Below are 25,884 nucleotides of genomic sequence, written 5' to 3'. Positions count from 1 at the left end.
GATGTGGTGATGGACGGTCTGGAAGATTGGATGCGCAGGATCATGCCGATTGCCTCTGGGGCCTGGTCGATCGGGTAGTGGCTGATTGGCGAGCCCTGAGCCGTGAAGGGTGCAGCCGCACTATTTTCCGGAAGACTTTTGCGCACGCAGCCGCCAGCGATCCGGCAGCCACTGAGGCCAGGATGGCCAAACCGAGAGCAACCCATTCCGGTCCGGGGAAAGGGCCAAGCTGGACCCCAACCGGCTCAGCGACGCCGGGAGCATCAACCCCTGTTGCCTTGATGAACCCTTCCGTTACCGGATGCGAAACGAGAGAAATTGGCTCACTTGCAGAACCTGATTCCGCACCGGACATCGCTGGATCTCGTCGTAGCATGACTCTTCTCCTATCGGCTGCGTTCGATGCTGCGTTCGGGCAGGTCGATCTGAGGTACTGACCGCAGGCTGTCCCTTGCCACATTGGGAAGCGGCGCGAGGCTGTCTCTACCGGCGCGCAGGTGTTCGGGGATCTTCGGGCTGAATTCAGCGGACGTACGCTTTCCCTTGCCCTCATCGACCTGCTTCTCGCCAAGGGTCTCTAGCGCGCTGGTCTTGTCGCCGGGGTTGCGCTCAATCTGACTGAGCAGACGGTCCTTGTCGTTGGTGACGATCGTGATGTCGTCACGCACGCGGGTCATCATCACAAGTGCAAGGCGCTGGTTGGAAAGGTTGCGAGCGGCCGAGTGCATCTCGCCGATCGCCATGTCACGGGTATCGCCCTGCGCCTGATGCATGTTCAGCGCATAGGCGAGACCCATGCGCTCGAGCATCCGGTCGTTCTGCTTGAGCTCGATGGTGTCGCCTTGGCGGTTCTCGACCGTTACGACCCCGTCCTGGATCATCAGAATCCGGGCCTCTTCGGACTTCATCAGGCCGCGAGCGGTGTCCTTTTCGTTCCAGCGGACCTTGTCACCTTCGTAGATCGTCTCCCGGTGCTTCTCTGAAAGTCGCAGGGCATCGCGCTTGTCAGCCGGGTCGATGCTGGAAGGGTCGAAGCGCTTCAGCTTGCCCTGTGCATCGCGTAGCACCACCCTCCCCTGACCATCGGTGCCTTCAACGTCATAGCGCCCGCACGCCAGCCCCCCCGGAGCGTTGGCACGCATGACCTCGAGAACCTGGCCCTTGTCGTAAGTGTTGGCATAGCGCAGCTCTTCGCGTGTCGCGTGGGCCGGTAGCAGTGTCGTCAGCTGTATGCCCTCGCCCTTCAGCGCTCCTTCGGCTTTCAGCCCCTCCTGCACCATCCGGTTGAGCGCGCCGCGTGCATCGCGCCCAGCAGAGTATATCGCTGTGCGCGCCCGATCTTCCGGCGACAGCGCTAGCCAGGTTTGCGCCGTGACCCGAAGATGATCATGCCCCGCCTCGATCACGCGCTCCCCAAGCGAAGCAAAGCTCTCCCTGAACTGGCCAGCCCTCGCAAGGCCGGCGGCTTCCTGCATGTGGGGTGTCCGCTGGCGCAGGCTGGTGTCGAGCCGGGCCATGGCCGGATTGTCCGCCTGGATGAGCGCAAAGGCTTTGCCCGCCTCGATCGAGAGCAGCTGCGCCTTGTCGCCCACCATAATGACCTTCTCGGCGCCGAGCCGGTTGGCGATGGTGAGAAGGTCGTTCATCGGCTTGTTGGCAACGAGCGAGGCTTCATCAAGGATGAGAACCTTGCCTGCGACCGCGTTGCGCGAGGCCTCGAACTGCGGCCCTGACCCATGGAGCGCACCGCGCAAATGCTGGTTGATGAACGAGGAGACCGTCTGCGCTGCGATCCCCGCTTGCAGCACTTCGCCGCCGCGACCGCGAAGCTGGGTATCGTTCCGGAGGTCGCTTACCATCTTGTTGGCAAAGGCAAGGCCGATCACCTCCCTGCCCTCCTGATGGGAGACGCTGGCGATGGCGGAAATGAGTGTCGTCTTGCCGGCGCCCGCGACCCCTTGGATCACCACCGTGCGGTCGTCACTCCCGAGCGCCAAGGTGCCAGCGGCGATCTGCTCAACGTTGAGTGGTTTGTCGCCGGCAGCCTCTCGCAGGCGTGCCGGGGCCTCGCCCATCGCAATCATGGCTGGACTGGCCCCCTTCCCTCGCGCCACGTTGTCGAGTGTCGAGCGCTCGATCATTCGGTGTTCGGGCGTGGTATACCGATCAGGCACCCCATCGATCCGGGTGCTTTTGCCTGCGAGCACCTGGCCGCCCTCCAGCAGCCGCTGCATTCGGGCTTCGACACCTTCGGCGGTTACGCCCTTGAGGCCAAGGTCGAGCGCGCTTTTCACGAGCTCGGCTCGCGTCCACGAGGTTTCCCGCTCGCCAATCATGCGAATGGCCGAAGCGGTTGCCATCTCAGTGCGCAGCTGTCTTGGGGTCAGCAGGGTCCGCGCCAGGCCATTAGTCGTGAGTTCGTCAGCCGGACGCGTATAGATTCGGGCATTCGCGCGAATGTCGTTGATCGCCTCGCGCACGCGCTCGGCGGTGCCAAGCTTGGCTTCGGCCGACAGCTGCGAGCGCGACATAGCCTGTTCGGCAAGGGCCTTGGCGTCGAAACCAAGACCTTCCGCGCGCCGCGCCCATTCTGCCTTGAGCGCCTGCTTGTCGTCGGGATTGAGCTTGGGATCGCGGGTCCGCTTGGTGATCTCGCGCATCGCTTCGGTTTCGGTCGGACTGCGACCCAACCTCTCCGCGGTTGCCAGAATGTCCTGACGCCTCTGGCTGAAGGCATCGATGACATCGCGCGGCACACCCTTGATCTCGAACTGGCCGTGCTTGCCGGTAATCTCTGTCTGGTATCCCAGCTTCTCGAGGTTGCTGCGCAGGGCCGCGTTATAGATTGAGCCTAGGACCGAATTGTTCTTCCAGATCTCGCCGTTCCAGAGCGCCTTCCACTTGCCCGCCTTGTCCTGCGTCATCGCGGCTATCACGGCATGGGTGTGGTTCTGCGGGTCGAGTTTGCGGCTCGTATCGTGCTGGAAGAGCGCGTAGACGAGGTTGCCGGTCCTGACCGGTTCGCCATTGCCATTCCGGGAATAGTCCCGCGCTTCTGCGAAGTGCTTTTCCAGATAGGCCATGACAGATTTGACCGCACTGGCTTGCGCCTCCAGAACGCGCTTGTCGCCCCCCAACTGGATCATCAGACTAGCCGACTTCGGCATCGAGAAAGTCAGGTCGATCCCGGCGCGGCGGTTGGCATTGGTATTGACGATGCTCCCGTCGGGAAGCTTGCCGTCGAGCAGCTTCTCGAAGTCGTCCTTCGAGACCTGCCCCTTGAGCCCGAGAGCCTCGGCACCCTTCCCGCCCCACTCGCTGAGCTCAGCCGGGCCATCGCCAACATAGTAGTCATCCTTGGCGAAATAGTTGGCTGCGCCTCCTGCCGATCCCACTGATGCGACCGAAAGCATGTCAGGCCCCTTCCCGAGGCGTTGACTGGAACATTGGACGAGCGGCATCGCCCAGCAGAAGCCAGGCTGGATCGACAGTGAATTTGATGCAGACAAGCGCGACGAGAGTGGCTGGCGGATCCCTGTGACCGCCTTCATAATTCTTGACCGTCTTCACCGCGATTCCAAGGTCCGAGGCGAACTCGCCCTGCGTCTTGGAAAGCGCCGCTCGCAGCGTCCGCAGCCGTAGGCCGAAGGCAACGCAGGATGCTGGTGCCGGCTTCCGGACAGTGATGTGAACCGTCATCGTTCCGGCTCCTGATCGTCATCAATCGAAGGCTCTGCGCGGCGCTTGTCCTCGGCCCCGAAGCCATGGATGTTTTCACGCTGGATCTCGCTCTCCTGGCCCGCATCCCGCGCATCCTTGTCGCGCAGCTGTTCAGTACGGTTCCGCGTGAGACCAGATCGCTCCTCGACATCCTTCAAAGCGAATTGCTGCCTCTCGCGTCTGTCCTTCTCGCCAGACTTGCTGAACTTGAAGGCGCTGTGGGGGTCGTGATCGCGCGTCGGTGGCCCAGCGCTCTCTTCCTCCTTGCGCTGTTCGCGCAGAATTCGCTCAGCCTCTTCGACGGTTCGTTCGACCGATCGCTCGATCTCCTCGCGCAGCCTTTCCGCTTCCTGCTCGGCATCGGTGCGCTCCGCATCGACGGGCTTTTCAGACCGCTGCGGCTGCCTGTCCGGACCGCTCTCCTCACCTGCCCTCATCAACATCTCTGCGGCTTCCTCGGGCGTTGGAACATAGTCTGCCGCGCGCATATCCGTGACACGAACGAAACCGGGCGCGCGCGCCTTGTAATCTTTCCAACTGAGCTCGATCCGGGCTGCCGGAAATCCGTCCGGGAACTTCACAAAGCCGTGCATCGACGGAAGGTTGGAAATGTCGTCCGGGAAGACGAGTTCGGCCACCTGGGTGCGCGGTGTGATCGTCGAAGCATCCCGGTTGCTGTTGTAGCCATAGGAATAGGCCTCATCCATCTGCCTGACCTCGCGCCGGCCAATGAACTCCGAGCAGCGCTGGGCAGTGGCCGGATCGGCCAGTTTAAGGATCAGTTTGGTGCCAGCGAGAGACGTGAGATGCGTCGCGCCATTCTCCCCGTAAGTGTCCTGCAAGGCACCGAAGGAATGCATTCCCAGAATGAAGGCACCGCCGACCCCTCGGGCGGTCTGAAGGCCGTTCTCGATGGCGGGCAGACGATGGAGCGCATGGACTTCGTCAATGAGAAACCAGGTGCGCAGATTGCGGGTCCGGCCCATGCGAAACAGAGCGTTGACGGCAATGTCCATCCACAAGGTCAGCAGCGGCCGATTAAGCACAAGGTCTGGGTGGGTCGACGTGATGAAAAGGATCGATCCTTCCTTCACATCCTCGGTCATCCACTTGTTGATCGAGAAGCCGGGCTGACCGTTGGCCGGCTCAGGCAAGAAGCGGAATACGTTGGCGTTCGCATTGAAGGTTGCCCGGATCGCTTCGGCCATTTTTGCAGCTGACGGCGACATCAACGGAGCTGCGATAGTTCCTTCGAGATAGCGGCTGATTGTTTTGAGGTCGGCGTGCATCAGGAAGTAGGCAAGCCCGCCGTTCGAGCGGATGCCGAGCTTGATCATCTTCATGCACATTTCGACAAAGATTGTGCGGGCCGACTTCTGCCAGAAATCATCGTCCGCATTGCGGCCGCTCGGGACCAGCGCGCTGGCGGCACTCATGAACTCGGCATAGTTGTCGCAATCGTTGAAGATCGACCAGGGTTGGCAACGCTGATCCATCGGATTGAGAATGAAGTCGGTGGTCTCTTCGTAGAAGCTCTCGACGAAGGTCCCGGTGAGGTCGAAGATGACGCACCGATGGCCCCGCGCGCGCGCCTGTGTGACGATCTTCTTGAGCTCGGTTGTCTTGCCTGCTCCAGTGGTGCCGATGAACATCGCGTGGCTCTGCTCGAGGCGCCAAGGGAACGGGACACCAGCCAGCCTGTAGGGTTGGTGAAGTCCGCGGCGAGTGCGGCTCTTGAGGCTCTCCTTGAGAACCGCATCGGGATCCTCTGCCGGAACCCGGGCAAGGCATTCCTTCTGGTGCTCATTCCAGTTGTACTGCTTGATCGCGGCAATGAGCACATCACGCTCGACCTTGACCGCACCGCGCTCATGGCGCTCGGTGAGAATCTCTGACCCGCGGCGTCGCGAGTAGTCAAAGAACCAGATCGTCAGCGGCACGCAAATGAAGACCGATCCCAGCATGGCTGAGACGGTCACTTGAATGGCCTTTCCCCATGCCGCCATCACGGCGGGATGAAAGGGCACCATATGCATCCGGCCCTGCACCATATCGCCCGACGGGAGGGTCAGGTTGACGGACTTCATGGGGTTCAGTCCGACCCAATTCCAGAACTCCGCAAGGACCCGCATCAGAACAAGGTTCACCTCATGGTCCTTGAAGGTGATCGCAACGAGCAGGGACAGCAGACAGAGCGTTGTCCCGGCCCATGTGTAAAGAGGGATACGCACCCCTGCCCAGGTCATCAGAATCTGATGGTGAAACAGCTGCGATCCGCGAGTGAAATTGCCGGCATTTCGCTTCACTTTTCCGCGCGCGGAGTCGTGAGTCAGCGTGACGGCTTTCTTGCTGAAACGGATGTCCTCACGCATGGTATTCACGCACGTTGCGCAGAGCCATATCGATGAGCTCGTTGACGTCCTCGGGGTATTGCCGTTCAACCAGAAGCGACAGCGCGAGCTGAGTATGCTCGAGGATCGTCAGAGCGCGTTCGGCATTGAGCGCGATGCCAAGGTTGAGGAGGGGGAGGCCAACGGCAATCGAAGCCCGGATCGCTTCAGCCCGCGAAACACCCTTGCTGGTGGCAAATGCATCCAGCTCGCGCAGCACCTCCTCGGACAGACCGATGCCGATGCCTTTGAAGACTTTACCCATGCAAACCTCACAAGGTTATGCATGGCTTGGATACCGCAGGCGCATTTATACCGTAGCCGAAACGCCATGAAAAGCGCTTTGCGATCCGAAACATGTTGCGGCGCTATCTCTCTGATTTCACATGCTTTAGACGTTCTCCGTAAGTGCCCGAAACATGTTTCGCCGATCCCCGGGGTCGCCTATTTGCGTCTAACCTCCTGCAATTAAACGTGATTCGTTCCGAAACGCCTTACGGTCAAACCGTGTTCGGTGTGCTTTCTCAGGGACTTGGCGGCTATGTGCTGAGATCAAAGGTTTGGTGGGAGTCGCATGTCGGAGGTGGCATTCCGGAAGGAAGCCAGGCCGAAGGCCGGCGTGCCCCGATATCGGAGACTGCACTGTATCGACGACGATCGGCAGTGCCCGTCTCGAAGCCTCAGCTGCGGGGTGTCATCACGATTGTCCGCGAGGGCGCAGAAGCATCAGACAAAAAAACGTCTCGATTTGACTCCACAGATGGATATCATCTGGCAATCAAACGAGACGCGAGGATTAGGCCTTATGGTGTCAAAGGTTGAACGCGAGCGCGCTGCTTTGGAAGCCGCTGAAAAGGAGTTGGCGGAGCGCAAGAAAAAGCTCGCTGAACTCGAACAGGAAGAGGCGGAGAAGCAGCTCGCCAGACTGGTGCGAAAGGTGGGGCAAGACCGGGCAATCCAGCTGCTCGAACTCGCCGTCAAAGTGAAGCCCAAAGCGGCGATCGACGCGCTGACCAAATTGGGCTGAGGGGCAGAGTGACACAAAGACCTTTGGGTGCGGCGACCCGCACCCGTTGGGCTCAATACTCGTCGTCCATTTTGCCGGTTGCGGTGTAGACGATGTCGTCGATCAGATGCAGCGGAAGCTCACCGTAGTCACCTTCCTCGATCAGCAGATATGAGCCGTCTCCGGCCTGGACCACGTGCACATCGAAGAAGGTGTGATAGGAGCGCCGTTCTGCCTGCATGATCTTCTCATCGAGTGCGATGATGTCGGTATCAATCTGGCGGATCGTGGCGGTGTCAGCTTCATAGGCTTCTGCGGTGTAGCACATCGTTGCCTCCTGTCGTTGGCGGCTCGTCCGCCATGCCATGAAACAGCGCTCCGGATGTGCTCGGGTCACCGGAGCGAAGCGGAGGCTTGACCGCAAACTGGTCGAGTGGTGCGGAAGTCCGCTTGCGGACTTCCCGGTCGGCCTGTTTGTGGTTGACCCGGGCATGTCCGGAGTGCTCATGGCGATGGTGGTGGACGGGCCATTGGCATGAGGCTGAAGTCGGATTTACACCGCGCCTTGGGAGCGTCGCCGTCTTCGCGCAGAGCGCTGGTTCCATGGCATGAGAAAAGGGCACCACGACTTGAGGCCGGGCACCCTTTTCCCTTGCCGAACGAGCGGGAGGCTGTTCGTCGATCGACCTGAAACTGGTTAGCGCTGTGTATTCAGAAACGGGAGCAAGATTGCCATTCAGCGGATGAGCAGTGCTTTACCTGAGAGCGCGCTCACGGCGCCCATTCCATTGTTGGAAACTGTTCGCCGCAATCGGTGTATGCAAGGACCGACAGGCTTTCGAAGACGGTCTCGATCTGGGCACTGCGAAAGGCTTCAGCGGTATGGTGATCGCTAAGCAGGGCACGTAGCGCATCCAGCGAGATTTCCCCCTCTGAACCGTCGCCCTGCCCCAGTGCCCGCACAACCTTGGCGGAAAGTTCCGATGGCAGCGGGATGTCGCGCGCAAGGGCGATATGCTCGGAGACCATGATGGTGATCGGGGAGGGTCCGCCGGGGCAGTGGACACGCAGCGTTCGCCCAAGAAACTGCGCCTCCTCGACAATCGCAATCACCTCGGCGCGCCAGTCAAAGCAGGCGGCAAAGCTTGCGAGGGAAAGAGAGTTCGCGTTGACTTCGAAGTTGAGCGGTGTAGCCGAGAATTCGTGACTCTCGGTTTCGATGTCGGCATGGCCCGCGTGCAGCCGCCGCATCAAGCTTGCGAGCTCGAGCGCGGAGATTTCCGCAGGTTCGGAATGGAGCCGAGTGGTCTTGTCCTTCACCCTGAATGTGACGAGCATCTTTACCTCCTGCTGCTGCTCGCCATCTTGCTTTCCCCCTCCTCTTTTAGGGGTGAGGACCGGATACTGAGCGGGGCCATTCTCACCGATCTCGGCCCGCCCTTTGCATGTTCCAATCGGCGCTTAGCATCTGGCACCAGCGGGCTTCCTCCGTGACGGGCAAGGGGGGTTCGATGCCCCCTGAGCCCGTGCTCGCACGAAAGAAGATTGGAAGGCCCCGGTCAGAGCCGGAGCCTTCCATAAAGCGCTCATGCGAGGCTGCGTGAGCCTGGCTTGCGCTGATCACTGATGCGCCGGATGTGGAGCGGCACTCCCGCCTGGCGGAGGCGCTGTGCCAAGTTGGACTGGATGCCGGAACCCTCGCCGATAATCGCCTCGACCGGCCCCAGCTTCACGATGTTCTCATTGCGCAAGAACGGGGCACGGTTGCCGTGGCGACGATCGGGCATGAAGAGGATGGTTTGCACCCCGTTCCGCTGTGCCCAGGCATTCGCCATGGCATCGACACCCTTGCGCATTCCGGTCGTCCCCAGAACCATCGTTGGGATGCGGGCCTTGATGTCATCGAGGATCTCCCAGATCATCTCGAAGTCATGCCAGTCCTGCTGGCCGCCAGAGACGATCACTAGCGGACCATCGGGCTGGAACTGTGCCCGCCGATCTCTCGCCCGAGCGGCAAGGTAATCCTGTGCCTGGACCTGCGAGGCGGTCACACCATTCTTGCTGACCTGCGACCCGCGCGTGGCTGTGAATACCCGGCCTGTTTCGACCCGGTAGACGTCGGCAGCATGGTCCCGCATTGCCTCGAGGGCTTCTCGGCATCCTTGCAGGGTCTGGCAGAGCGCTTGTGTCTCCTCGAGTTCCACGGCGTAGATCTCCGAAGGATCAAAGTGACGAGCGACCTCACCCAGCTTCTTGGCGGCATCGTCTTCGCGCCCCTCGGCCAGACGGGCGGTCATGTGAAACGAGTTGACCATGCCCCAGGCAAGTTGCTGCGCGAACTCCTCCATGCGCGTGTCCTTGAGGACATCGAAGATCGTTCCGATAGCCATCTCCACGGCGCGGCGCGCCATGTCGGGATCCGGCATTTCAGCTGCGATCGGTTCATCGATGATGCTCAGCTTGGCAAGATCGCTGTGCTCGACAAAGGCACCGTCGTAGGATTCGACGATACCGTCACGGCTGTCGGCGAGTTCGATGCGCGCATTGGCGAGATCAGCGAAGCTGTTGAATTTCTGCATGGGTAGCCTCCGATTGTTGAAATCGTCCCCACATCGGGAACGGCCGACAACCCATCGGTTGGGAGGCGTGCAGTCAGGGACGGCGAGCCATGCTCGCCGCCGCCATGGCGGGCGTGGGGGTGCCGATTTTCTGCGCACTTGCCGCAAGCGCAGCGCAGCAGGCACGTGTGTGGAAAATTGGGGGAACCGCGATCCTTGACGAGCGCCGGAGACCGATATGTTTCGGCAGGTGTTCCTGTGTGTGGAAGAGACGTTCCCGCCCCCGAGCAAGAGAGACGAAGGCAGGCCCGGTCAGGCGCATCAGCGCCACGCCGGGCCGCCCCTTCGGCCCCGCGCAGGGGTTACAGCGGGAACACCACCAATCTTGAGAGGCCCTTTGGCGGGGTTGGTCGGCAGGCGACGGACTGCCAGGGACGATGCCGCAAGGCCGGCAGCGCCGCCGCGCGGGCGGCGAAGTCAAGCGCAGCGACAGCCTGAGCCGATACTTGGCCGGACGGAGGATGCCGAATGACCCGCCTGCGCGCCGCTGCGCGCATTACGGTCGGAAAGCTCCGACCGCGAACGCCTTCCTGACAAGGAAGGGCGCGTTCGCGGGTAAGGGGCGCTGCCCTGCCCGGACGGGCGGCGGCGCCGGGGTGCGGCAAAGCAGCTCCCGCGTTCATGTAATGAGCCCATTGTCGGCCCCCGCAATGGCGCTATGTTCGAGTGATGGCCGTCTGGCAGTTCGTCATCAACCTGATCCCTGCCTCTGCGGCGCGTATCGCAGGGGTCGACGCTGCACGGATGAGCCGCACGCAGCTCGAGGAGGCTGTTCTGGCGCTGCCAATCGCAGAGGCGGACGTGCTGTTCACGAAACTCGACGCGCTGTTGCCCGAGAAGCCGCGATCCTACACCGGTCTCCGGGTGTGGGGTGACGAGCCGAACGACGACATCCAGGTGAGCTTCGATGAGCAATACATCGAAGAAATCCAGGTCCGCTTCGACGTGGCAGATATCTCGCTGCCATTGATCGGCGGGGTCTGCGAGCTCGCGCAGTATTTCGACTGCGTCTTTGCAACGCCGGAAGGTGCGATGATCCAGCCAAGCAGGGAAGCTGTGATCAGGACGGTTCTCCAATCGGACGCAGCGCATTTCGTGCAAGATCCTCCGGGCTTTATCGGAAAGGCGGTCCGTCTGGATCGGAAGGACCGATAGGGTCCTTTGGCAGTGCCCGGCTACATTCCGCGAGGAGCATGACCCGTACTTGAAGCGGCCCGGCAGTTTCGTTCACGTCGCTACCGAAAGCCGACATTCTGAAAGCGACCCCATAGCTGCCCTAAGCATGGTAACCCCAAGACTTCAGCGGATCACGCTGCAACATTGGGATATTGTATAGCTTTGCCAACACTGCCCCAATGTAGGCGCTTTATGCGGCAGGAATGCCAAACCGCTTCGCCCTTGTCGCTTTCGTCCCTTCCATTCTCCTGACCGCCTGCGGAAGCGAACCCGCTGCGCCTGGCAAGCCACCTGTTCACAGCGAGGCGATCGCCCACGAGACCGAACTTGTCCGCCTGAAGCTTACGCCGGAAGCGCAGAAGCGGCTCGGGATTGTAACCGAGCGGATCGGGACGGGCACCGCATCGGCCGTGCGCATGACCAGCGGCGAGATCGTCATCCCGGCGGGCGTCGGCGGCGCGCCAATCAACTCCGCCAGCAACCTGCAACAACTCGCCGCACAACAGGTGGCCGCCGATGGTGAACTTGCGCGGGCAAGGGCGCAACTGGCCTTGGCGCGCGTCGCCTACGATCGCGCCTCGACATTGGTTGACGAGGAAGCGGGAAGCATCCGCGCGCGCGATGAAGCGACGGCAGCACTTGGTGCGGCAAAGGCTGCTGCCGACGCTGCGGCTGCCCAGCGCCGCCTGCTCGGGCCTGCGGTGGCGAGCCTTGGAACCCAGCGCCACGTCTGGGTGCGGGTCCCGGTTTTCGGGAGTGACCTTGCCGGGCTGCAACAAGGACAGTCGGCGCTGGTCTCGCCGCTTGGACAGGAAGGTGCCAAGCGATCGGCGCGGCCCGTCGATGCGCCGCCATCTGCCAATGCAGTGGCCGGCACCGTCGATCTCTATTTCGCGCTCGATAATCGTGATCGGGCATACCGCGTCGGCCAGAGGGTCAGCGTCGCGCTCCCGCTTGCTGGTGGAAGGAGCGAAGGGCTGTCCGTGCCGACCTCTGCGATTCTGAGCGACATCTATGGCGGTGAATGGGTCTATGCCAAGACCGAAGCCGACACCTATGTGCGCCAGCGCATCGAGGTGGCAGCAACGGAAGGTGGCCGCGCGATCCTTTCGCGGGGCCTGCGTCCTGGCACGCTGGTGGTCACCGCAGGCGCTGCCGAGCTGTTCGGCACCGAGTTCGGGGTCGCGCACTGATGCTGGCCTGGCTGGTTCGCTCCGCGCTGAAGCAGCGCGTGCTGGTGCTCGCCATGGCGGCGCTGCTGGTGGTGCTCGGCCTGCGCGCGTCGGCCGATGTGCCGCTTGATGTTTTCCCGGAGTTCGCTCCGCCCATTGTCGAGATCCAGACCGAGGCGCCGGGCCTGTCGACCGAGGAGGTCGAAAGTCTGATCACGGTGCCGATCGAAACCGCGGTCAATGGCGTGCCTGATCTGGCAACCCTGCGGTCGAAGTCGGTGCTGGGGCTGTCGTCGGTGACGATCCTGTTCGAGCGCGGCACCGATGTGATCCGCGCCCGCCAACTGGTGCAGGAGCGCGTGGCACAGGTGCAGGCGCGACTGCCTGCCGCTGCTCGCCCGCCTGTTATGCTGCCGCCGCTATCGTCCACGAGCCGGGCCATGAAGATAGGCATCTCCTCCAAGAAGCTCGATCAGATGCAGCTGTCTGAGCTGGTGCGCTGGACGATCCGGCCCAAGCTTATGTCGGTGCCGGGCGTCGCCAACGTCGCGGTGTGGGGCTATCGTGATCGCCAGCTTCAGGTTCTTGCCGACCCCGACCGGCTGCAAGCCTCGGGCGTGACGCTCGCCGAGCTGCGCGCAGCAACCGGGGATGCCGTGCTGGTCGGCGGCGGCGGCTTTGTCGATACGCCCAACCAGCGGCTGCCGGTGCAACAGGCCAGCGCCATCCAAACCTCCGAGGATCTCGCCAACACGGTTATCAAGATTGCAGGCGATGCGCCAGTTCGGGTCGGCGATGTCGCGCGGGTGACCGATGGCTTTGCCGCTCCCATCGGCAATGCGATCATCGACGATGGCCCCGGCCTCATGCTGATCGTCGAGAAGCAGCCGACCGGCAATACGCTCCAGCTGACCCGCGATGTCGAGGCGGCGGTCGCAGAGCTGCGCCCGGGCCTCAAGGATGTGAAGATCGATACCACGATCTTCCGCCCGGCAACCTTCATCGAGAAGTCGATCGACAATCTGACCCGTGCGCTGATGATCGGCTGCGTGCTGGTCGCAATTGTGCTGTTCGCCTTTACCCGTGACTGGCGGCAGGCGACGATCAGCCTTGTGGCGATCCCGCTGTCGCTGCTCGCAGCCGGGCTCGTGCTGCTGTGGAGCGGGGCGACGATCAACACAATGGTGATCGCCGGACTGGTGATCGCGCTCGGCGAGGTGGTCGACGATGCTATCATCGATGTCGAGAACATCGCCCGCCGTCTTCGCCTGAACCGCGAGGCGGGCAAACCGCGCTCGGCCTTTGCCGTAGTTCTGTCGGCTTCGCTCGAAGTGCGCACGGCGGTGGTCTTCGCCTCGCTGATCGTGATGCTGGTATTCTTGCCGATCTTCTTCCTCGGCGGGGTGGCGGGGACATTCTTCCGGCCATTGGCGATTGCCTATGTGCTGGCGATTGCCGCATCGTTGCTGGTCGCGCTGGTGGTGACCCCTGCGATGTGCCTGATGCTGCTCCCCAATGCGCCGATGAAGGAGCATCGCGACACGCGCTTTGTCGCCTCGCTGAAGCAGCGCTACCTCGGCGTCCTTCCCCGGCTCATCGATCGGCCACGGCTTGCCATGGGCATCGTCGCCGGCGGCTTGCTGCTTTCCGGCGTGGGCTATCTGGGATTCAAGGACCAGTTCCTGCCCGACTTCCGCGAGACAGACTTTCTGATGCACTTCGTCGAGAAGCCGGGCGTCGGTATCGATGCGATGGACCGCATTACGATCCGCGCCTCGAAGGAGCTGCGCGCGATCCCCGGTGTGCGCAATTTCGGTGCGCATATCGGGCGTGCCGAGGCTGCGGACGAAGTGGTTGGCCCGAACTTCACCGAGCTGTGGATCAGCCTTGACGATGAGGCGGACTACGACGCCAGCGTTGCCCGGATCAAGGAAGTGGTTGACGGCTATCCCGGCCTTTACCGCGACGTGCTCACCTATCTGCGCGAGCGCATCAAGGAGGTGCTCTCGGGCGCAGGCGCGACCGTGGTGGTGCGAATCTACGGCCCCGATCAGGACGAGCTGCGCGCCGCAGCCGAGCGGGTGCGCGGCAAGGTCGCCAGCATTTCCGGTGTGACCGACCTCAAGGTCGAACAGCAGGTGCTCGTGCCGCAGATCCAGATCCGTCCTCGCTCGGCCGATCTGGTGACACTGGGCCTTACGCCGGGAGAAGTGCGGCGGCAGGCACAGACCCTCGTCGCTGGCGCGAAGCTGGGCGAGATCTACCGCGACCAAAAGGCTTTCGACGTCGCCTTATGGGGCGAGCCAGCCATTCGCGGCGATCAGCACGCGCTTGCCGATCTGATGATCCAGACTCCAGTCGGCGCGCCGGTGCGCCTGCGCGATGTCGCGGATGTAGTGATCGTGCCCGCGCCCAACGAGATCAAGCGCGAGGATGGCCAGCGCCGTCTCGATGTCACGCTCAACATTGCCAGCGATGCCGATCTCGGAGCCGTAGCGCGCGGGGTCGAGGCGGCAGTGAGCGAGGTGCCCTTCGCCACTGGCTATCACCCCGAGGTTCTCGGCGAATATGCAGCGCTCAAGGATTCGCGTTCGCGGCTGTGGACGGTTGGCCTTGCCTGCCTTGTCGGTATCCTGCTGCTCGTGTGGCTGGAGTTCCGCTCGACGCGGATCACCGCGCTGGTCGGCCTCAGCCTGCCCTTCGCGCTGGTCGGTGGGGTGATCGGGGTCGCGCTCACCGGCGGGGTTCTGTCGCTGGGATCGCTGGTCGGCTTTGTCACCGTAATCGGGATTTCCGCGCGCAATGGCATCATGCTGCTCTCGCACTACGATCATCTGCGACGGTTCGAGGGCGAGGAGTTCGGCCCGGCCCTGATCCTTCGCGGCGCTCAGGAACGTCTGGTGCCGATCCTGATGACCGCCCTGTGCGCCGGGCTTGCGCTGGTGCCGCTCGTGGTCGCGGGCGACAAGCCAGGCCACGAGATCGAGCATCCCATGGCAATCGTCATCCTCGGCGGCCTGATCTCATCGACCGCGCTCAACCTGTTCCTGATGCCCGCGCTTTATGCCCGCTTTGGCAAGGAGCGTCCGGCACCCGAGCCGGACCTTGCGGAGGCGGTGGCATGAAGCGGCTAGTCCCCGTCGCGGCGCTGATGGTGACCGCTTGTGCGACAACGGCCCCGCCTGCGGCAACCAAGGTCGATCCCACGATCGCTGCCGGGCCGTTCGCGAGCCTGCCGGTCGCTTCTATCGAGCCTGTGCCCGATGATTGGTGGCGGCTCTATGATGATCCGGTGCTTGACCGCTTGGTGGAGGCCAGCCTTGCGGCGAATGCCGATCTCAGAGTGGCCTATGCCAATCTTGATGGTGCGCGCGCGGCGTTGCGTCAGGCGCAAGCCGCCCGGCTTCCCCAGACCACGATCGAGAGCAGTCTCGGCGTCGACAAGCCCGCCAATCAGCCCAGCGCCTCGGGCAACGTGCCGACGACCGACTACGATCTGGGGGTGACCGCCAGCTGGGACGCAGACCTGTTCGGACGGCTCCGTTCAGGCGCACTCGCTGCCCGCGCCGATGCCGAAGCGCAGGCCGCTGCTCTCGATGGGGTAAAGGTCGCGGTCGTCGCCGATACGGTTCTGGCCTATGTCGATCTGTGCGGCGCAACCCGCAGCCTTGCCGTCGTGCAAGAGCAGGTCGCGCTTCAGGACCGCGCGCTGACAATCATCCGCAGCCAGCTGGCGGCAGGCGAGGTCTCCCCGCTGGAAGTGTCGCAGGCCGCCAACCTTGTCGCCTCGACCAAGGCAACCATCGCACCGTTGGAAGCCGCGCAGGCCAATGCGCGCTACCGCCTCGCCACTCTCGCAGGTCGTCCGGCAGGAGAGGCCCGCAGCAATCCCGTGACTTGCAGCGCGCCGCCCAAACTGCGCAATGCGGCTCCGGTCGGCGATGGCACGGCTTTGCTGCTGCGCCGCCCGGACATCCGCGAGGCCGAGCGGCGCCTTGTTGCCGCCACCGCGCGGATCGGTGTTGCTCGTGCCGATCTCTACCCCCGTATCAACCTTGGCGGGGCGCTCGGCCTGCTGAGCGGAGGGCTGGTCGCGACCGGGTCGCCGCTGGTGAGCTGGGCCTTTCCCAATCAGGCCCCGGCCCGCGCACGTATCGAACAGGCTGAAGCGACCGAGCGGGCAGCGCTGGCTGGATGGGATGTGGCGGTCCTCCGGGCGCTGCGCGATGTCGAGACGGCTCTTGCGGCCTATGATGGCGAAGTGCGCCGCAACCGCGCGCTGACCGAAGCCCGCGACGAAGGGCGTCTCTACGCTCGCCGCGCCGAGGCGCGCGTCAGGCTTGGCGATGCGGCACCACTCCTGCGGATCGACGCCGACCGGACATTGGCGCAGGCCGAGCTGTCGCTCGCGCAGTCCGAACTCGCGGTTGCACAGGCGCAGGTGGCGCTGTTCCGCGCGCTTGGCGGTGGCTGGCGCAGCGGTGCCAAGCCGTTAGAATGACCCCATGAGAATCCTGATCGTCGAGGACGATACCGAAACCAGCCAGTTCATTGCCCGCGGCCTTGCCGAGCTGGGACATCAGGTGGTGACCAGCGGCGACGGCCGCGACGGGCTGTTCCAGGCGACCGATGGCGGCTTCGATGCCATGGTGGTCGATCGGATGCTGCCGGGGCTGGATGGGCTGGCGCTCGTCAAGGCTTTGCGCGCTGCCGGGAACACCACCCCGGTGCTGATGCTAACAGCAGTCAGCGGAATTGCCGATCGGGTCGAAGGGCTGGAAGGCGGAGCTGACGATTATCTGGTCAAGCCGTTCGCCTTTACCGAGTTGGCGGCACGCATCCATGCGCTCGGTCGTCGTCCTTCGACCGCAGCGGAGCCCGCCCGGCTGATCGCAGGCGACATCGAGCTCGATCTGCATCGCCGCACGGTTTTGCGTGCAGGACGCAGGATCGCGCTCCAACCCCGCGAGTTCACGCTTCTGGCCGAGCTGATGCGGCACCCCGGGCGGATCATGACCCGCACCATGCTGCTCGAACGGGTGTGGGATTTCGACTTCGATCCCAAGACCAACATCGTCGAGACCCATCTCAGCCGGTTGCGGTCCAAGCTCAATGCCGGGTTCGACAGCGATCCGATCGAGACCGTGCGCGGCGCGGGCTATCTCATCAGGGACGGCGGATGAAGCGCTGGTGGCGCGGCACTTTCGGTCTGGTGGCCGCCGTCGCCATGGGTTTTGCGCTGGCGACACTCGTGATCGGCGCGGTGGCATTCGAAACCACCCATGAGGCGCTCGAACTGCAACTCGATCACCGCATTGCCATCGAGACGCAGGCGCTGATCGACGAAGGGCAGGACGGACATGAGGGCGTGGCTGCCGCCATCCGTCGACGTGAGGCGGCGAGCAGCACGGCAAGCCTCGGCTATCGGCTCGTCGATGCTCAAAACAGACCCGTAGCGGGATCGCTCGATACGATTGTCCCGTCAAAGCCCGGCTATGTCGAGCTGCTGCCTTACAAGTTGGGCGGCGAGGAGCGGATCGCGCAAACGCTGACCACCGCCCTCCCGGGTGGCTACCGGCTGCTTGTCGGAGCGGATCGCGCCGCAATCGACGAGATGGACATCCGCTTCATCCAGCTGTTTCTCGGCGCATTCGGCGCGATGCTGCTACTCGGCATCGGTGCGGCTTGGCTGGTGGGTATCGTCACACGCCGCCGCCTTGCCCGCATCGATCAGACTGCGGCTGCGATCATTGCTGGCGATCTGTCGCGGCGGGTTCCCTTAGCCGGGGCCGGCGACGAGTTCGACGGCGTGGCTACGACGCTCAACCGGATGCTCGACCGGATCGCCGGCCTGATGGAGAACCTGCGCCAGGTCTCAAGCGATGTTGCCCACGACCTGCGCACGCCGCTGACACGCTTGCAAAACCGGCTCGACGAGGCCCTGCACGAGCACGACGCCGTGCTTCAACGCGAGGCCATCGAGGCTGCCGCCGGGGAAGCAGGTGAGTTGCTGGAGGTCTTTTCCGCCCTGCTGCGGATTGCGGAGGTCGAAGGTATGGCCGCCCGCGCGCACTTCCAGACGGTGGATCTCACCGCGGTGGTGACCGATGTGGCAGAGGCGTTCCGACCCTCAATGGAGAGCAGCGGCCACCAGCTTGTAACCAGCATTGCGCCCGCCCTGACTATGCGCGGCGATCGCAGACTGCTGCAACAGATGCTCACGAACCTGCTCGACAATGCCGCGCAGCACACGCCGCAGGGAACGACCGTCCACATCGTCCTCGAAAGCACCCATAATGGCATCAGCCTCGCCGTCACTGATGATGGTCCGGGCGTGAGCGAGAATGAGGCGCCAGACCTCTTTAATCGGTTTGCACGGGTAGACCGCAGCCGATCCACACCCGGCCATGGTCTGGGGCTGGCCATGGTTGCGGCAATCGTTGCCGCCCATTCTGGCAGCGCCACCATTGCCCCGCGCCCGGGCTTTGGTGTGCACATCGAGTTTTGATCTTACCCGACAGGTCGTCCAGATGCTGCCATTCGCCTTTCCACCCACTTCCGGTCATCCGGCGCGATCAAACTGCTTCCCTAAACCGGACATAAGAGCATACCCTGCGGAACCGAAAGCAACGCATGGCTTGGGCAAAGCTCACCGCGCCAGCGATCGCCACCCGAACGGGCCGAGACCCGGCAGGGACTCGGTGACGCCGGTCGCAGACGCAGCACACGAGCAAGGCTTGTGTGCTGCCGGCAGCCCGGCGGAATAAAGTGCGATGCCGGCCATAGGCCGGCAGGCGCCAACCTCCCCTTCGGCATCCCTTGACGATAAAGTTCTTTATATGTTCTCGGTGGCGTATGGGAACCAAACGCCTCGATTCTGTCGCCGATCTCGTTCGTCATGGCCTCAATGCGCAGATCGAGTGCGGCCGCTGCAGGCGTGTAGTCATCATGCCGGCGGCCCGGCTGCGCGATCAGTGCTTCACCAGGTCGATCCCCCTCAAACTGGACATGGTAGCCCGGCACTTGCGCTGCAGCTGTGGTCATCGTGGTGCCAGGATAAATCCCACCGGCAACTAACCGGCCTGCGCTCCGCACTCGGGTGCGCACCATCAATAACGCGGCGAAGGGCGGCACCGAAGCGCCGCCCTCCTGATGATCACAGAAACTCGACGTTCTCGGCGATGATCTCGCAGCCATAGCGGTCGTTGCCTTCGGCGTCCTGCCAGCGCGAGTAGTGGATGCGGCCCGTCACGGCGAGCTGGTCACCCTTGGCCTTGTGCTGGCGCAGCGGGAGCCCGAGGCCGTTGAAGACGGTGATCTTGTGGAATTCGGCATCCTTGACCGGGTAGCCGGTTTCCGGATCCTTCTGGACCTTGCCGTCGCGGATCACCGGACGTTCAGTCACGAGGATCAGTTCGGTGATGCGGGTGTCGCTGCGGTCGCGGGCAACGGGATCCTTGGCGAGACGGCCGACGAGGTTGACGATGTTCATTGCAAGAGCCTCCTTGGTACCGACGGCTCGTCCGCCGGTGCCCTTGTCGAGCCTCGGCGGGAGAGCTGGGACACCGCGCGCTTCCGCGCGCGGGGAACCTCGTAAATCGAGGTGGTGCGGGCAGCCCGGCTTGCCGGGCAACACGGCTCGCATTTCTGCAGGTTGGCCCTAAGCTCGACCAAAGAGGCATGGGCACTGGTCGGCGGACGTGCTGTTGGCACAGGAGCTTATCGCACGCCTGGACATCAACTTCGCCGCGTACCGGCTTGTTATTGACGATGATGATCACGGGATAATTCGCCCGCCCTTGCCGATCCCGGTGAGCGAGAGGTCCCTCTGCGGCACTGATCCGGAATACCCGACCTCGGCCACCTCCGGCGCCAATCCACAACGCCGGCGTGACTGGCCTGACGTTGATGCACGATCAGACAAGGCTCCAAGGAGCAGGCTGCCTCGGCGTTCCGGAAATCAATCGCGATCGACGGCAGCGGCGCCCCAGGCTCCGATGGCATCGATGATCTTTGCTGTGAACCGCGGTGGGAGTCGTCCGGCAATGTACCCGGGCTGCTTCATCAGGGGTCTGATGTCGAACCCGGGCCAGGTGAACCGGTTGAATTCCGAAACGACAATCGCGCTACCCGGAACGAGCCCGGCTGTGCGTGCGATCTCATCGGGGATGGGGATGGCGTTCTTGCGCCCCTCGCCCTTGGTCGTGATCTCGGCAACCAGATAGCGCGAGCCGTCCACACCCACGACGACGACGAAGCGTTCCTTGACGCCTTCGTCGCGGCCTCGTCTCTGCTCTTCCTCGAAGAGATAGACGTAACGGAGGATATGGCCTGCGGCGGGTCGGTCAGTCTTCCCAGCGGTCATTGGCAAGTTCACTGGCCGAAGGCCGTGCATTGGCAAAAGCCTTGCGGTCGGCTCCGGTCATGTCGGACGAAGCGACAGCTTCGATATTCATGTGGCCGGCGATCACACCGCGTGCCGCCTGTTCAAGATGGCGGAAATACTCGCTATCTGCGATTACATGCCGCTCGCGGCCATGGCTGGTCAGGACGACCGGCTGCTTGGTTGCCAGATCGAGGAACTCGCCGGTGTTGTTGTGAAACTGGGTTAGGGGAACCCTGGGGTGCTCATTCGCCGCCGCTGGCATGGTGGTATCTCCTCTTGGCCTTAAAATAGCAATTATTGCCAAAATAGCAAGATTTCTGTGGCGCCACTCGCCGCGCTAGTCGTCCCCATCTCTCGCCAGCGGCTCAGACAGCCACGGGACGAGGCCCGCATCAATCGCAATGCCCAGTGTCCTTGCGAGGCGGCAGGCTCGAGCGATTGACCCGTCTGGAACATCGAGCGCCCTTTCAATGTGCCCAAGGGTTTCGCCAGCGCCAGGCGCACAGACCGCGTGAAGCTTGCCCGGCTGTGCCGTGATGGCAAAAGGCCAAGTCATCGCGACACCGACAACCCGTTCATCGAGAACAAGCAGGGTGTCACCGGCTGCGATGCTCTCGTCGGTCTGCACGGCGTCGTAGGCATTGCCCGTCGAGGCGAACGCATGGATCCGCCAGACGCTGAAGGCGAAGCGCTCGCTGTCGGTCAGCATGGCAGGCTCGCTTCGGAAAAGGCGCGCTGCGCCGCCTCCGGAAAGGCTGCGGTGAGGTTCCGGTGAAGCGGTCCGGAGGACGCTGGGAAGAATGCGCCGGTGCTGCTCGGCCGTGTGATCCGCAGCGCGCTTGCGACGGCATCCACGACGAAACCCGCAAGCTGATTGCTCGCTGTCAGTTTGCCGAATTCAGGCGGTGCAAACCCGGCTTGATGCCAAAAGGCGAAGCCGGTCTCGAGGGTCTCGATATAGCTGGCATGGCTACCATCGTCCTGTTCGTCGTCGACGCTCGCCTCGACCGTCCGGTAGGTCCCGAAATCATGGGCGTTAGCCTTGATCCGCAGGGTGATCCCGGCGGGCGGAGGCCCGGCGACCGCGATCAGCGCAGCCCTGTAGAGCGTGACTTCTGCGGTATTCACGAGGTCGAAGTTCGGGGTGTGGCCGATCTGCGCGCAGTCTTCGTTCCACGGAGCCCCGCCAAGATCGAGAGTCCAGTTTGTCTGTGCCATTCAAGCCTCCTTTGCTTGAACGGCACCTCCCCCTTCTCTTTCGCAGGCAGAGTTTCCGCTGCAGGTCGGCTCGGCTTGCAAGCACCGGGCAAAGAAAAGGCCCGCCCGCGACGAATGCGCGGACGGGCCTTCCCGATGTGACCGGCGCGGGTCGCGGCACCGGTCACGGGGGGCTTGTCCCGGTCAGGCGTCGACGCTCGCGCGCGTCTTGCCCTTGGGTGCCGGAGCGGTGCTGTCGCCCAGACCGTCGCCGGTGGCAGCACCGCTGTCAACGCTGCGGTCGCTGGCCGGTTCGTCGCCGGTGGCAGTCAGCGGCGGCAGGGCGCCTTCACTCTCGCTGCCGAAGCCGTCGAGCGAGGCCTTGGGCTTCGAGCGGCGCCAGGCGACGTTGTAGCTGCCATCGTTCTGCTGGAACATGGCGACCGGGATCGGCGCCGAGAGGCTGGGATCGTCGATCTGGCCCGAGAGGAAGCACTCGCCGGTCTCGTTCGACGAGTATTCCCAGAGCGCGCCGATCTTGACCCAGCTGCGGCGGTCCGCCGAGAGCGCCATGAGGTCGAACTTGGGTGCCCGCTCGTTGGTGGATTCGAAGGCCCGCAGCGCAACCGTCGCGCTGAAGGTCAGGGTGGTGATGCGGCCGATGTGAACGCCTTCTGCGTTGGCCTTGAGGGTGCCGATGTTCATGTCGAAGTTCTCCTGATGCCGTCCGAACCCCTTGTCCGGAACACCTTCTCCCATCCCCCCTCTCCTCCGGGCCCCTGGCCCGGCCCGTGCGCCAGCCACCGCAGGCGCGCGTCATCCTGTCCAGCCCAGAGGGCTGAGGAGTCTCGATAGTTGGATTGGAGCTGAACCGGCCCTGCTACGAGCCAGGCCCGGTCTGTACCGACCTAAGCTTCGGGCTCGGACCCGTCCTTGATCTGGTTGAGGCGCGCCATGAACGCCTTGGCTTCGAGCTGATTGGGTCCATCGCGCGTGGCGAGGCAGGCCATCCTGTCGATCTCGAGCTGTGCGGCAAGACTTGCCTCGATATGGCAATAGGGCTCGAGCGCGCGGATTGCGTCAACCGCGCGGGGCAGCTCTCCGAAAGCGGTTCCGACCCATACGAGTTCGATTTCCTCCCCGTCTTCGTCAGGAGCGCTCAGAACCTGCGCGAAATAGGTCTGAAGCGGTCGGTCCCATCCGACATAGGCACTGGCAGCAGCAATCCCGTCACGAAGCGGTACTTTGTGCCTGCTCATGCGCTCGTTACCTCCCCACCCTTAACTGGGCCGATGCCCCGCGGCGCACTGACATGTCAGCCCCTGAACTCATCAGTAGTCCGCTGGCCGCATCAGCGTGATGACGCGCTGTGTCATCGCTGGATTGGCCGGATCCTCGGACCCGAATGCCAGTTCGGTGTCGTAATAATCGACTTTCATCAGCACCTTGATGCCATCGACATCCATGCTTGCAAAGTCTCGCTCGGGCGAATCCGGGGCGAAGGTGCAATGGCGCAGAGCGGCCATCAACCGAGCCTGAACCATCATGCTTTGTGCCACCGTGTCGCCGCCGAATTCTGCAAGCAACCCGGAGGTCATGACGATGCGGGCCGTTCGGTCACGGCCCTGGCGCGCGGCATCATTGAGCAGCGCAATGCGCTCGGTGCGTTGCCGCGCGCAAGTGAGGTCAGATGTGTCATGCATTGGAGGTCTCCTCCTGATCCAAGAGACGACGAGCGGACAACCGGACGGCCTCGCGGGACTCAGCCCGCAGGTTGAAAAGCGGAAAGCTGAACATCGATCGCGGTCCCGGCAGCAACGGTAATGGCAACCTGCCGGTCCTTGGGAATGACCCAGAGGATGCCGGCAAGCGTGTCGCGGATACGCGCCGCAATGGCCTCGTCCTCGCCGAGCAGCACCCGGGCCGCGAGCTCGCGCGCATCGCGCAGGAAGTGCTCGTGCTGGGTGTCCCAGGAGTCGGCCTCGCTGTCGTCGTTCGCGCAGAAACAGACGTTCTCGATCAGATCGACCAGCGTTTCAGGAGTCAGCGCCGGACCCGGAACATAGGCAATGCGGATCTGGTCGATGCCGCTGTACCAACCATCCTCGCCGAGGACGAAGGCGACATCTGCCGAGATCCGTTCCTCGCGCTGCGTTACGCTGGCGCGGTGGAAGACGCAGAACCTCAGCTCGATCGTCTCGGCACGAACATGGTCATCGAGCGGGGGGAAGCTGCCGTTTTCGGCGATGACGTGGTCGCGCTCTCCGGCTGCAACATAGAAGCGCACGTTGCCGAGCTGATGCAGCGCGTCATACCAGCCATAGCCAGCGTATGCGGGATGGTTCTCGACGAGGTGCGGGCGCAAGGGGTGGTCGCGCAGCGCGCGCTCCAGTCCCTGGGCAATATCGGGCTCAAGATCCGCGACAAGGATCGTGTCCGCACCTGCTGCGATTTCCTCATACTCGACATTGACGTTGTCGCTCTCCGCAATGGCAGCATGCCAGCGGGGCAGGCAGGGGTCGGCCTCCGGCAGGGCAACCCCAAGATCGCGCGCTTCCTTCCAGTTCTCGAAGGAAAGCCGGTGCTGGCCTCTGTGCGCCAGCGCGGCATAGATCGTGCGCCTGCACGCTGCCTGCAGCGCCGCAAACGCGGCATTCTCGACGAATTCCTTGCGCGCCGGGAGCACAAGGGCAAGGCCCGGGGTGGCCCCGATATCGAGCCGGGCATGGTATGTTTTGCCGCCAAGGCTCTCCGAGACGCTGGCAAGCTTGCGGGTGAGCACCATCCCATAGAAATTCGTGGTGGGGTCCTGGTGGTATTCGCGCCCTTCGAACACGCCGATCTGGCTGCCGTTCCACTCGGCGATGTAGATTGCTTTGGCGAGAAAGTCCTCGCGTGGCATTTCCGTGCCATTGAAGAACACCGGCAGCGGGTAGAACTTCGCGACCTCGCGCAGAATCCGCTCGGTGGTCTGCTCGCTCACGCCGGGCATCAGGAAGCTGATTGTCGTCCCGACGGGGCGAGCAAGGGGCTGCACGGCAATGTCCTGCGCACCGGTCCAGCCATCCGCTGGGACATGGACCGACCATCCGATGTCGGCATCGGTATGACGCGAGCTGATCCGGGTTTCCTTGCCCGCCAGGCTGAAGACACCCATGCCTGCCGGGTCTTCGGCCTCATGGATGTGCTGGCTCCAGCCCGAATCCCCCAGCGCAATCATGGTCTGCGGATGGGCGACTCCGGTTCCATCATCGACAAGGGTCAGGCGCGCTGCGTCCTGATCCGCGCAGCAGGCGATATCGATCCGGGAAGCGCCCGCGCGGCGACTGTTCTGGAGGAGCTCGCCGAGGATATCGCCGATGGTGCCATTGAAGAGGCGCGTGACTTTGGTGATCGTCTTCGGGCTGACGCTGGGTCGAATAACTGTCGGGTTCATGACAAGGGGTCCTTCATCGCACTGTTTCGCCCTTCCCCTCCCCCTTCCCTTCAGAACAGCGGATTGATGCCTGGCCGGAGCCCGGCTGCCTTGGCCTGCTCTTCAGCCAACGCGCTTGGGTCGCAGGGCTTCAGGAATCGGGATGATGTCGTGCGCCGTATCACGCAGCGCCTTAACCTCGCCGCGCGCGGCGTAGAGGTCCTTGGCGATGAGCGCGCAGACCTCGGCCTCGCCATAGGTTGGGCGGCCAAGGTGATCGACGCGCTCGACTTGCCGGGCAATCACGCCGACTTTGCCGTCCGGCACCCACTCGGCCCAATCGCCCCAGGCGCTGGTCACGCAGAATTCGCCGATCGCGGCCATATAGGCCTTGCGCGTCCGCAGGATCGCAGAGGAATTCTCCTCTATGGCCTCGCCGGTGAAGGCGCTGAAGCGGTCCGGGTGCCAACATCGGGTAGTATCGCGGGCAAGCTGCAGCAAGCCCGCAGAGCAGGAGCCCTGCCCTTCAAGCTCGCTGGTGAAGGCAAGGATCGGGAGCCCCCAATCGCAATCTTCTTCGTAGGCCCCGCCTTCGATCCGTAGCGCCGCTGGCATGGCGGCCTGTCTCTGATCGGACAGAATGATACCGCCGTGGCTGGCGGTCATAACTGACCATATGCCGGGGGCCAGCTGATCGGCCTGCTGGACGGCGCCCCAGATGGAAGTGGAGGGACGCGGTGATGGGGCAAAACATGGCATGAGCGAACTCTCCTGTTGCAGGTTCGCTCAGACCCTCCCCCTCTT

Annotated in this window: 25 protein-coding genes; 8 read left to right on the top strand and 17 right to left on the bottom strand. The window is 63.3% G+C overall.

The features are described from left to right. Window positions 1–386: 386 nt before the first annotated feature. The 4 genes from mobF to NJ75_RS01480 form a co-directional block, all read right to left on the bottom strand. Window positions 387–3,413, bottom strand: a complete 3,027-nt coding sequence (gene mobF, locus NJ75_RS01495; protein ID WP_039330730.1) for a MobF family relaxase — start codon at window positions 3,411–3,413, stop codon at window positions 387–389. A 1-nt stretch (window position 3,414) separates the two neighbouring features. Beyond that, on the bottom strand, window positions 3,415–3,699 hold the full coding sequence (locus NJ75_RS01490) for a helix-turn-helix domain-containing protein (RefSeq protein ID WP_052241798.1): 285 nt from the start codon (window positions 3,697–3,699) through the stop codon (window positions 3,415–3,417). Beyond that, complete coding sequence (locus NJ75_RS01485) at window positions 3,696–5,807, bottom strand: type IV secretion system DNA-binding domain-containing protein (RefSeq protein WP_236727030.1); 2,112 nt, start codon at window positions 5,805–5,807, stop codon at window positions 3,696–3,698. Before NJ75_RS01485 ends, NJ75_RS01490 begins: the two co-directional genes overlap by 4 nt. A 277-nt stretch (window positions 5,808–6,084) precedes the next feature. Further along, window positions 6,085–6,375, bottom strand: coding sequence for a ribbon-helix-helix domain-containing protein (locus tag NJ75_RS01480; protein WP_022675496.1), 291 nt, complete (start codon window positions 6,373–6,375; stop codon window positions 6,085–6,087). 495 nt (window positions 6,376–6,870) lie between these two features. On the opposite strand from NJ75_RS01480, the gene NJ75_RS01475 reads away from it, so the two are divergent. Beyond that, window positions 6,871–7,137 carry a hypothetical protein gene (locus NJ75_RS01475; RefSeq protein WP_137775973.1) on the top strand — a complete coding sequence of 89 codons (267 nt, stop codon included), beginning with the start codon at window positions 6,871–6,873 and terminating at the stop codon, window positions 7,135–7,137. Window positions 7,138–7,189: 52 nt separating this feature from the next. Here NJ75_RS01475 and NJ75_RS01470 read toward each other — a convergent pair whose 3' ends face one another. Beyond that, window positions 7,190–7,444: a hypothetical protein gene (locus NJ75_RS01470; RefSeq protein ID WP_052241794.1), complete on the bottom strand. Its 255-nt coding sequence runs from the start codon at window positions 7,442–7,444 to the stop codon at window positions 7,190–7,192. 37 nt (window positions 7,445–7,481) lie between these two features. Here NJ75_RS01470 and NJ75_RS24200 point away from each other — a divergent pair, with 37 nt between their 5' ends. Then, window positions 7,482–7,655: a hypothetical protein gene (locus NJ75_RS24200; protein ID WP_156135669.1), complete on the top strand. Its 174-nt coding sequence runs from the start codon at window positions 7,482–7,484 to the stop codon at window positions 7,653–7,655. A gap of 232 nt (window positions 7,656–7,887) precedes the next feature. Here the strand turns inward: NJ75_RS24200 and NJ75_RS01465 are convergent, their stop codons facing one another. Then, window positions 7,888–8,454 carry a hypothetical protein gene (locus NJ75_RS01465; protein WP_137775974.1) on the bottom strand — a complete coding sequence of 189 codons (567 nt, stop codon included), beginning with the start codon at window positions 8,452–8,454 and terminating at the stop codon, window positions 7,888–7,890. Between the two features lie 248 nt (window positions 8,455–8,702). After that, on the bottom strand, window positions 8,703–9,695 hold the full coding sequence (locus tag NJ75_RS01460; protein WP_039330724.1) for a DUF2493 domain-containing protein: 993 nt from the start codon (window positions 9,693–9,695) through the stop codon (window positions 8,703–8,705). A gap of 708 nt (window positions 9,696–10,403) precedes the next feature. On the opposite strand from NJ75_RS01460, the gene NJ75_RS01455 reads away from it, so the two are divergent. The 6 genes from NJ75_RS01455 (at window position 10,404) to NJ75_RS01430 (ending at window position 18,590) form a co-directional block, all read left to right on the top strand. Continuing rightward, window positions 10,404–10,889, top strand: coding sequence for a hypothetical protein (locus NJ75_RS01455; RefSeq protein ID WP_039330721.1), 486 nt, complete (start codon window positions 10,404–10,406; stop codon window positions 10,887–10,889). Between the two features lie 224 nt (window positions 10,890–11,113). After that, window positions 11,114–12,103 (top strand): efflux RND transporter periplasmic adaptor subunit, encoded by a 990-nt coding sequence (locus NJ75_RS01450; protein WP_039330719.1) that lies wholly within the window; start codon window positions 11,114–11,116, stop codon window positions 12,101–12,103. Next, on the top strand, window positions 12,103–15,207 hold the full coding sequence (locus tag NJ75_RS01445; protein WP_039330717.1) for an efflux RND transporter permease subunit: 3,105 nt from the start codon (window positions 12,103–12,105) through the stop codon (window positions 15,205–15,207). Before NJ75_RS01450 ends, NJ75_RS01445 begins: the two co-directional genes overlap by 1 nt. After that, window positions 15,204–16,583 carry an efflux transporter outer membrane subunit gene (locus NJ75_RS01440; protein ID WP_039330714.1) on the top strand — a complete coding sequence of 460 codons (1,380 nt, stop codon included), beginning with the start codon at window positions 15,204–15,206 and terminating at the stop codon, window positions 16,581–16,583. The genes NJ75_RS01445 and NJ75_RS01440 overlap by 4 nt, the downstream gene beginning before the upstream one ends. A gap of 4 nt (window positions 16,584–16,587) precedes the next feature. Then, a complete protein-coding gene (locus NJ75_RS01435) occupies window positions 16,588–17,265 on the top strand; it encodes a response regulator transcription factor (RefSeq protein ID WP_039330712.1) in 678 nt (225 codons plus the stop codon). After that, window positions 17,262–18,590: a sensor histidine kinase gene (locus NJ75_RS01430; RefSeq protein WP_052241792.1), complete on the top strand. Its 1,329-nt coding sequence runs from the start codon at window positions 17,262–17,264 to the stop codon at window positions 18,588–18,590. Before NJ75_RS01435 ends, NJ75_RS01430 begins: the two co-directional genes overlap by 4 nt. 648 nt (window positions 18,591–19,238) lie before the next feature. On the opposite strand, the gene NJ75_RS01425 is transcribed toward NJ75_RS01430, so the two are convergent. The 10 genes from NJ75_RS01425 to NJ75_RS01380 form a co-directional block, all read right to left on the bottom strand. Further along, complete coding sequence (locus NJ75_RS01425) at window positions 19,239–19,574, bottom strand: single-stranded DNA-binding protein (RefSeq protein WP_039330710.1); 336 nt, start codon at window positions 19,572–19,574, stop codon at window positions 19,239–19,241. Between the two features lie 468 nt (window positions 19,575–20,042). Further along, entirely contained in the window at window positions 20,043–20,447 is a 405-nt protein-coding gene (locus NJ75_RS01420; protein WP_039330708.1) for a hypothetical protein, read from the bottom strand. Beyond that, a complete protein-coding gene (locus tag NJ75_RS01415) occupies window positions 20,428–20,730 on the bottom strand; it encodes a type II toxin-antitoxin system prevent-host-death family antitoxin (RefSeq protein ID WP_039330707.1) in 303 nt (100 codons plus the stop codon). Before NJ75_RS01415 ends, NJ75_RS01420 begins: the two co-directional genes overlap by 20 nt. A 75-nt stretch (window positions 20,731–20,805) precedes the next feature. After that, complete coding sequence (locus NJ75_RS01410; protein ID WP_022675508.1) at window positions 20,806–21,177, bottom strand: hypothetical protein; 372 nt, start codon at window positions 21,175–21,177, stop codon at window positions 20,806–20,808. After that, on the bottom strand, window positions 21,171–21,686 hold the full coding sequence (locus tag NJ75_RS01405; protein ID WP_039330704.1) for a hypothetical protein: 516 nt from the start codon (window positions 21,684–21,686) through the stop codon (window positions 21,171–21,173). Before NJ75_RS01405 ends, NJ75_RS01410 begins: the two co-directional genes overlap by 7 nt. A 183-nt stretch (window positions 21,687–21,869) precedes the next feature. Beyond that, window positions 21,870–22,424: a DUF736 domain-containing protein gene (locus tag NJ75_RS01400; RefSeq protein ID WP_052241790.1), complete on the bottom strand. Its 555-nt coding sequence runs from the start codon at window positions 22,422–22,424 to the stop codon at window positions 21,870–21,872. Between the two features lie 149 nt (window positions 22,425–22,573). Next, entirely contained in the window at window positions 22,574–22,924 is a 351-nt protein-coding gene (locus NJ75_RS01395; protein WP_052241788.1) for a hypothetical protein, read from the bottom strand. A gap of 72 nt (window positions 22,925–22,996) precedes the next feature. Next, window positions 22,997–23,368 carry a DUF3768 domain-containing protein gene (locus tag NJ75_RS01390; RefSeq protein WP_039330702.1) on the bottom strand — a complete coding sequence of 124 codons (372 nt, stop codon included), beginning with the start codon at window positions 23,366–23,368 and terminating at the stop codon, window positions 22,997–22,999. A 59-nt stretch (window positions 23,369–23,427) separates the two neighbouring features. Further along, the gene (locus tag NJ75_RS01385) at window positions 23,428–25,101 is read right to left on the bottom strand and encodes a hypothetical protein (RefSeq protein WP_039330700.1); all 1,674 of its coding nucleotides are present in this window, start codon (window positions 25,099–25,101) and stop codon (window positions 23,428–23,430) included. A gap of 102 nt (window positions 25,102–25,203) precedes the next feature. Further along, window positions 25,204–25,839: a DUF7007 domain-containing protein gene (locus NJ75_RS01380; RefSeq protein ID WP_372587596.1), complete on the bottom strand. Its 636-nt coding sequence runs from the start codon at window positions 25,837–25,839 to the stop codon at window positions 25,204–25,206. Between the last annotated feature and the right edge of the window lie 45 nt (window positions 25,840–25,884).

The sequence above is a fragment of the Novosphingobium subterraneum genome, from assembly GCF_000807925.1.
GTDB lineage: Bacteria > Pseudomonadota > Alphaproteobacteria > Sphingomonadales > Sphingomonadaceae > Novosphingobium > Novosphingobium subterraneum.
Note: the sequence above shows the minus strand (reverse complement) of the source record. Positions and strands in the feature narration are given on the sequence as shown.

What these genes read in the sequence shown, in the direction of transcription:
- mobF (WP_039330730.1), bottom strand. Translation starts at nt 3,413, where the DNA reads ATGCTTTCGGTCGCATCAGTGGGATCGGCAGGAGGCGCAGCCAACTAT.
- NJ75_RS01490 (WP_052241798.1), bottom strand. Translation starts at nt 3,699, where the DNA reads ATGACGGTTCACATCACTGTCCGGAAGCCGGCACCAGCATCCTGCGTT.
- NJ75_RS01485 (WP_236727030.1), bottom strand. Translation starts at nt 5,807, where the DNA reads ATGAAGTCCGTCAACCTGACCCTCCCGTCGGGCGATATGGTGCAGGGC.
- NJ75_RS01480 (WP_022675496.1), bottom strand. Translation starts at nt 6,375, where the DNA reads ATGGGTAAAGTCTTCAAAGGCATCGGCATCGGTCTGTCCGAGGAGGTG.
- NJ75_RS01475 (WP_137775973.1), top strand. Translation starts at nt 6,871, where the DNA reads ATGGATATCATCTGGCAATCAAACGAGACGCGAGGATTAGGCCTTATG.
- NJ75_RS01470 (WP_052241794.1), bottom strand. Translation starts at nt 7,444, where the DNA reads ATGTGCTACACCGCAGAAGCCTATGAAGCTGACACCGCCACGATCCGC.
- NJ75_RS24200 (WP_156135669.1), top strand. Translation starts at nt 7,482, where the DNA reads ATGAAACAGCGCTCCGGATGTGCTCGGGTCACCGGAGCGAAGCGGAGG.
- NJ75_RS01465 (WP_137775974.1), bottom strand. Translation starts at nt 8,454, where the DNA reads ATGCTCGTCACATTCAGGGTGAAGGACAAGACCACTCGGCTCCATTCC.
- NJ75_RS01460 (WP_039330724.1), bottom strand. Translation starts at nt 9,695, where the DNA reads ATGCAGAAATTCAACAGCTTCGCTGATCTCGCCAATGCGCGCATCGAA.
- NJ75_RS01455 (WP_039330721.1), top strand. Translation starts at nt 10,404, where the DNA reads ATGGCCGTCTGGCAGTTCGTCATCAACCTGATCCCTGCCTCTGCGGCG.
- NJ75_RS01450 (WP_039330719.1), top strand. Translation starts at nt 11,114, where the DNA reads ATGCCAAACCGCTTCGCCCTTGTCGCTTTCGTCCCTTCCATTCTCCTG.
- NJ75_RS01445 (WP_039330717.1), top strand. Translation starts at nt 12,103, where the DNA reads ATGCTGGCCTGGCTGGTTCGCTCCGCGCTGAAGCAGCGCGTGCTGGTG.
- NJ75_RS01440 (WP_039330714.1), top strand. Translation starts at nt 15,204, where the DNA reads ATGAAGCGGCTAGTCCCCGTCGCGGCGCTGATGGTGACCGCTTGTGCG.
- NJ75_RS01435 (WP_039330712.1), top strand. Translation starts at nt 16,588, where the DNA reads ATGAGAATCCTGATCGTCGAGGACGATACCGAAACCAGCCAGTTCATT.
- NJ75_RS01430 (WP_052241792.1), top strand. Translation starts at nt 17,262, where the DNA reads ATGAAGCGCTGGTGGCGCGGCACTTTCGGTCTGGTGGCCGCCGTCGCC.
- NJ75_RS01425 (WP_039330710.1), bottom strand. Translation starts at nt 19,574, where the DNA reads ATGAACATCGTCAACCTCGTCGGCCGTCTCGCCAAGGATCCCGTTGCC.
- NJ75_RS01420 (WP_039330708.1), bottom strand. Translation starts at nt 20,447, where the DNA reads ATGACCGCTGGGAAGACTGACCGACCCGCCGCAGGCCATATCCTCCGT.
- NJ75_RS01415 (WP_039330707.1), bottom strand. Translation starts at nt 20,730, where the DNA reads ATGCCAGCGGCGGCGAATGAGCACCCCAGGGTTCCCCTAACCCAGTTT.
- NJ75_RS01410 (WP_022675508.1), bottom strand. Translation starts at nt 21,177, where the DNA reads ATGCTGACCGACAGCGAGCGCTTCGCCTTCAGCGTCTGGCGGATCCAT.
- NJ75_RS01405 (WP_039330704.1), bottom strand. Translation starts at nt 21,686, where the DNA reads ATGGCACAGACAAACTGGACTCTCGATCTTGGCGGGGCTCCGTGGAAC.
- NJ75_RS01400 (WP_052241790.1), bottom strand. Translation starts at nt 22,424, where the DNA reads ATGGGAGAAGGTGTTCCGGACAAGGGGTTCGGACGGCATCAGGAGAAC.
- NJ75_RS01395 (WP_052241788.1), bottom strand. Translation starts at nt 22,924, where the DNA reads ATGAGCAGGCACAAAGTACCGCTTCGTGACGGGATTGCTGCTGCCAGT.
- NJ75_RS01390 (WP_039330702.1), bottom strand. Translation starts at nt 23,368, where the DNA reads ATGCATGACACATCTGACCTCACTTGCGCGCGGCAACGCACCGAGCGC.
- NJ75_RS01385 (WP_039330700.1), bottom strand. Translation starts at nt 25,101, where the DNA reads ATGAACCCGACAGTTATTCGACCCAGCGTCAGCCCGAAGACGATCACC.
- NJ75_RS01380 (WP_372587596.1), bottom strand. Translation starts at nt 25,839, where the DNA reads ATGCCATGTTTTGCCCCATCACCGCGTCCCTCCACTTCCATCTGGGGC.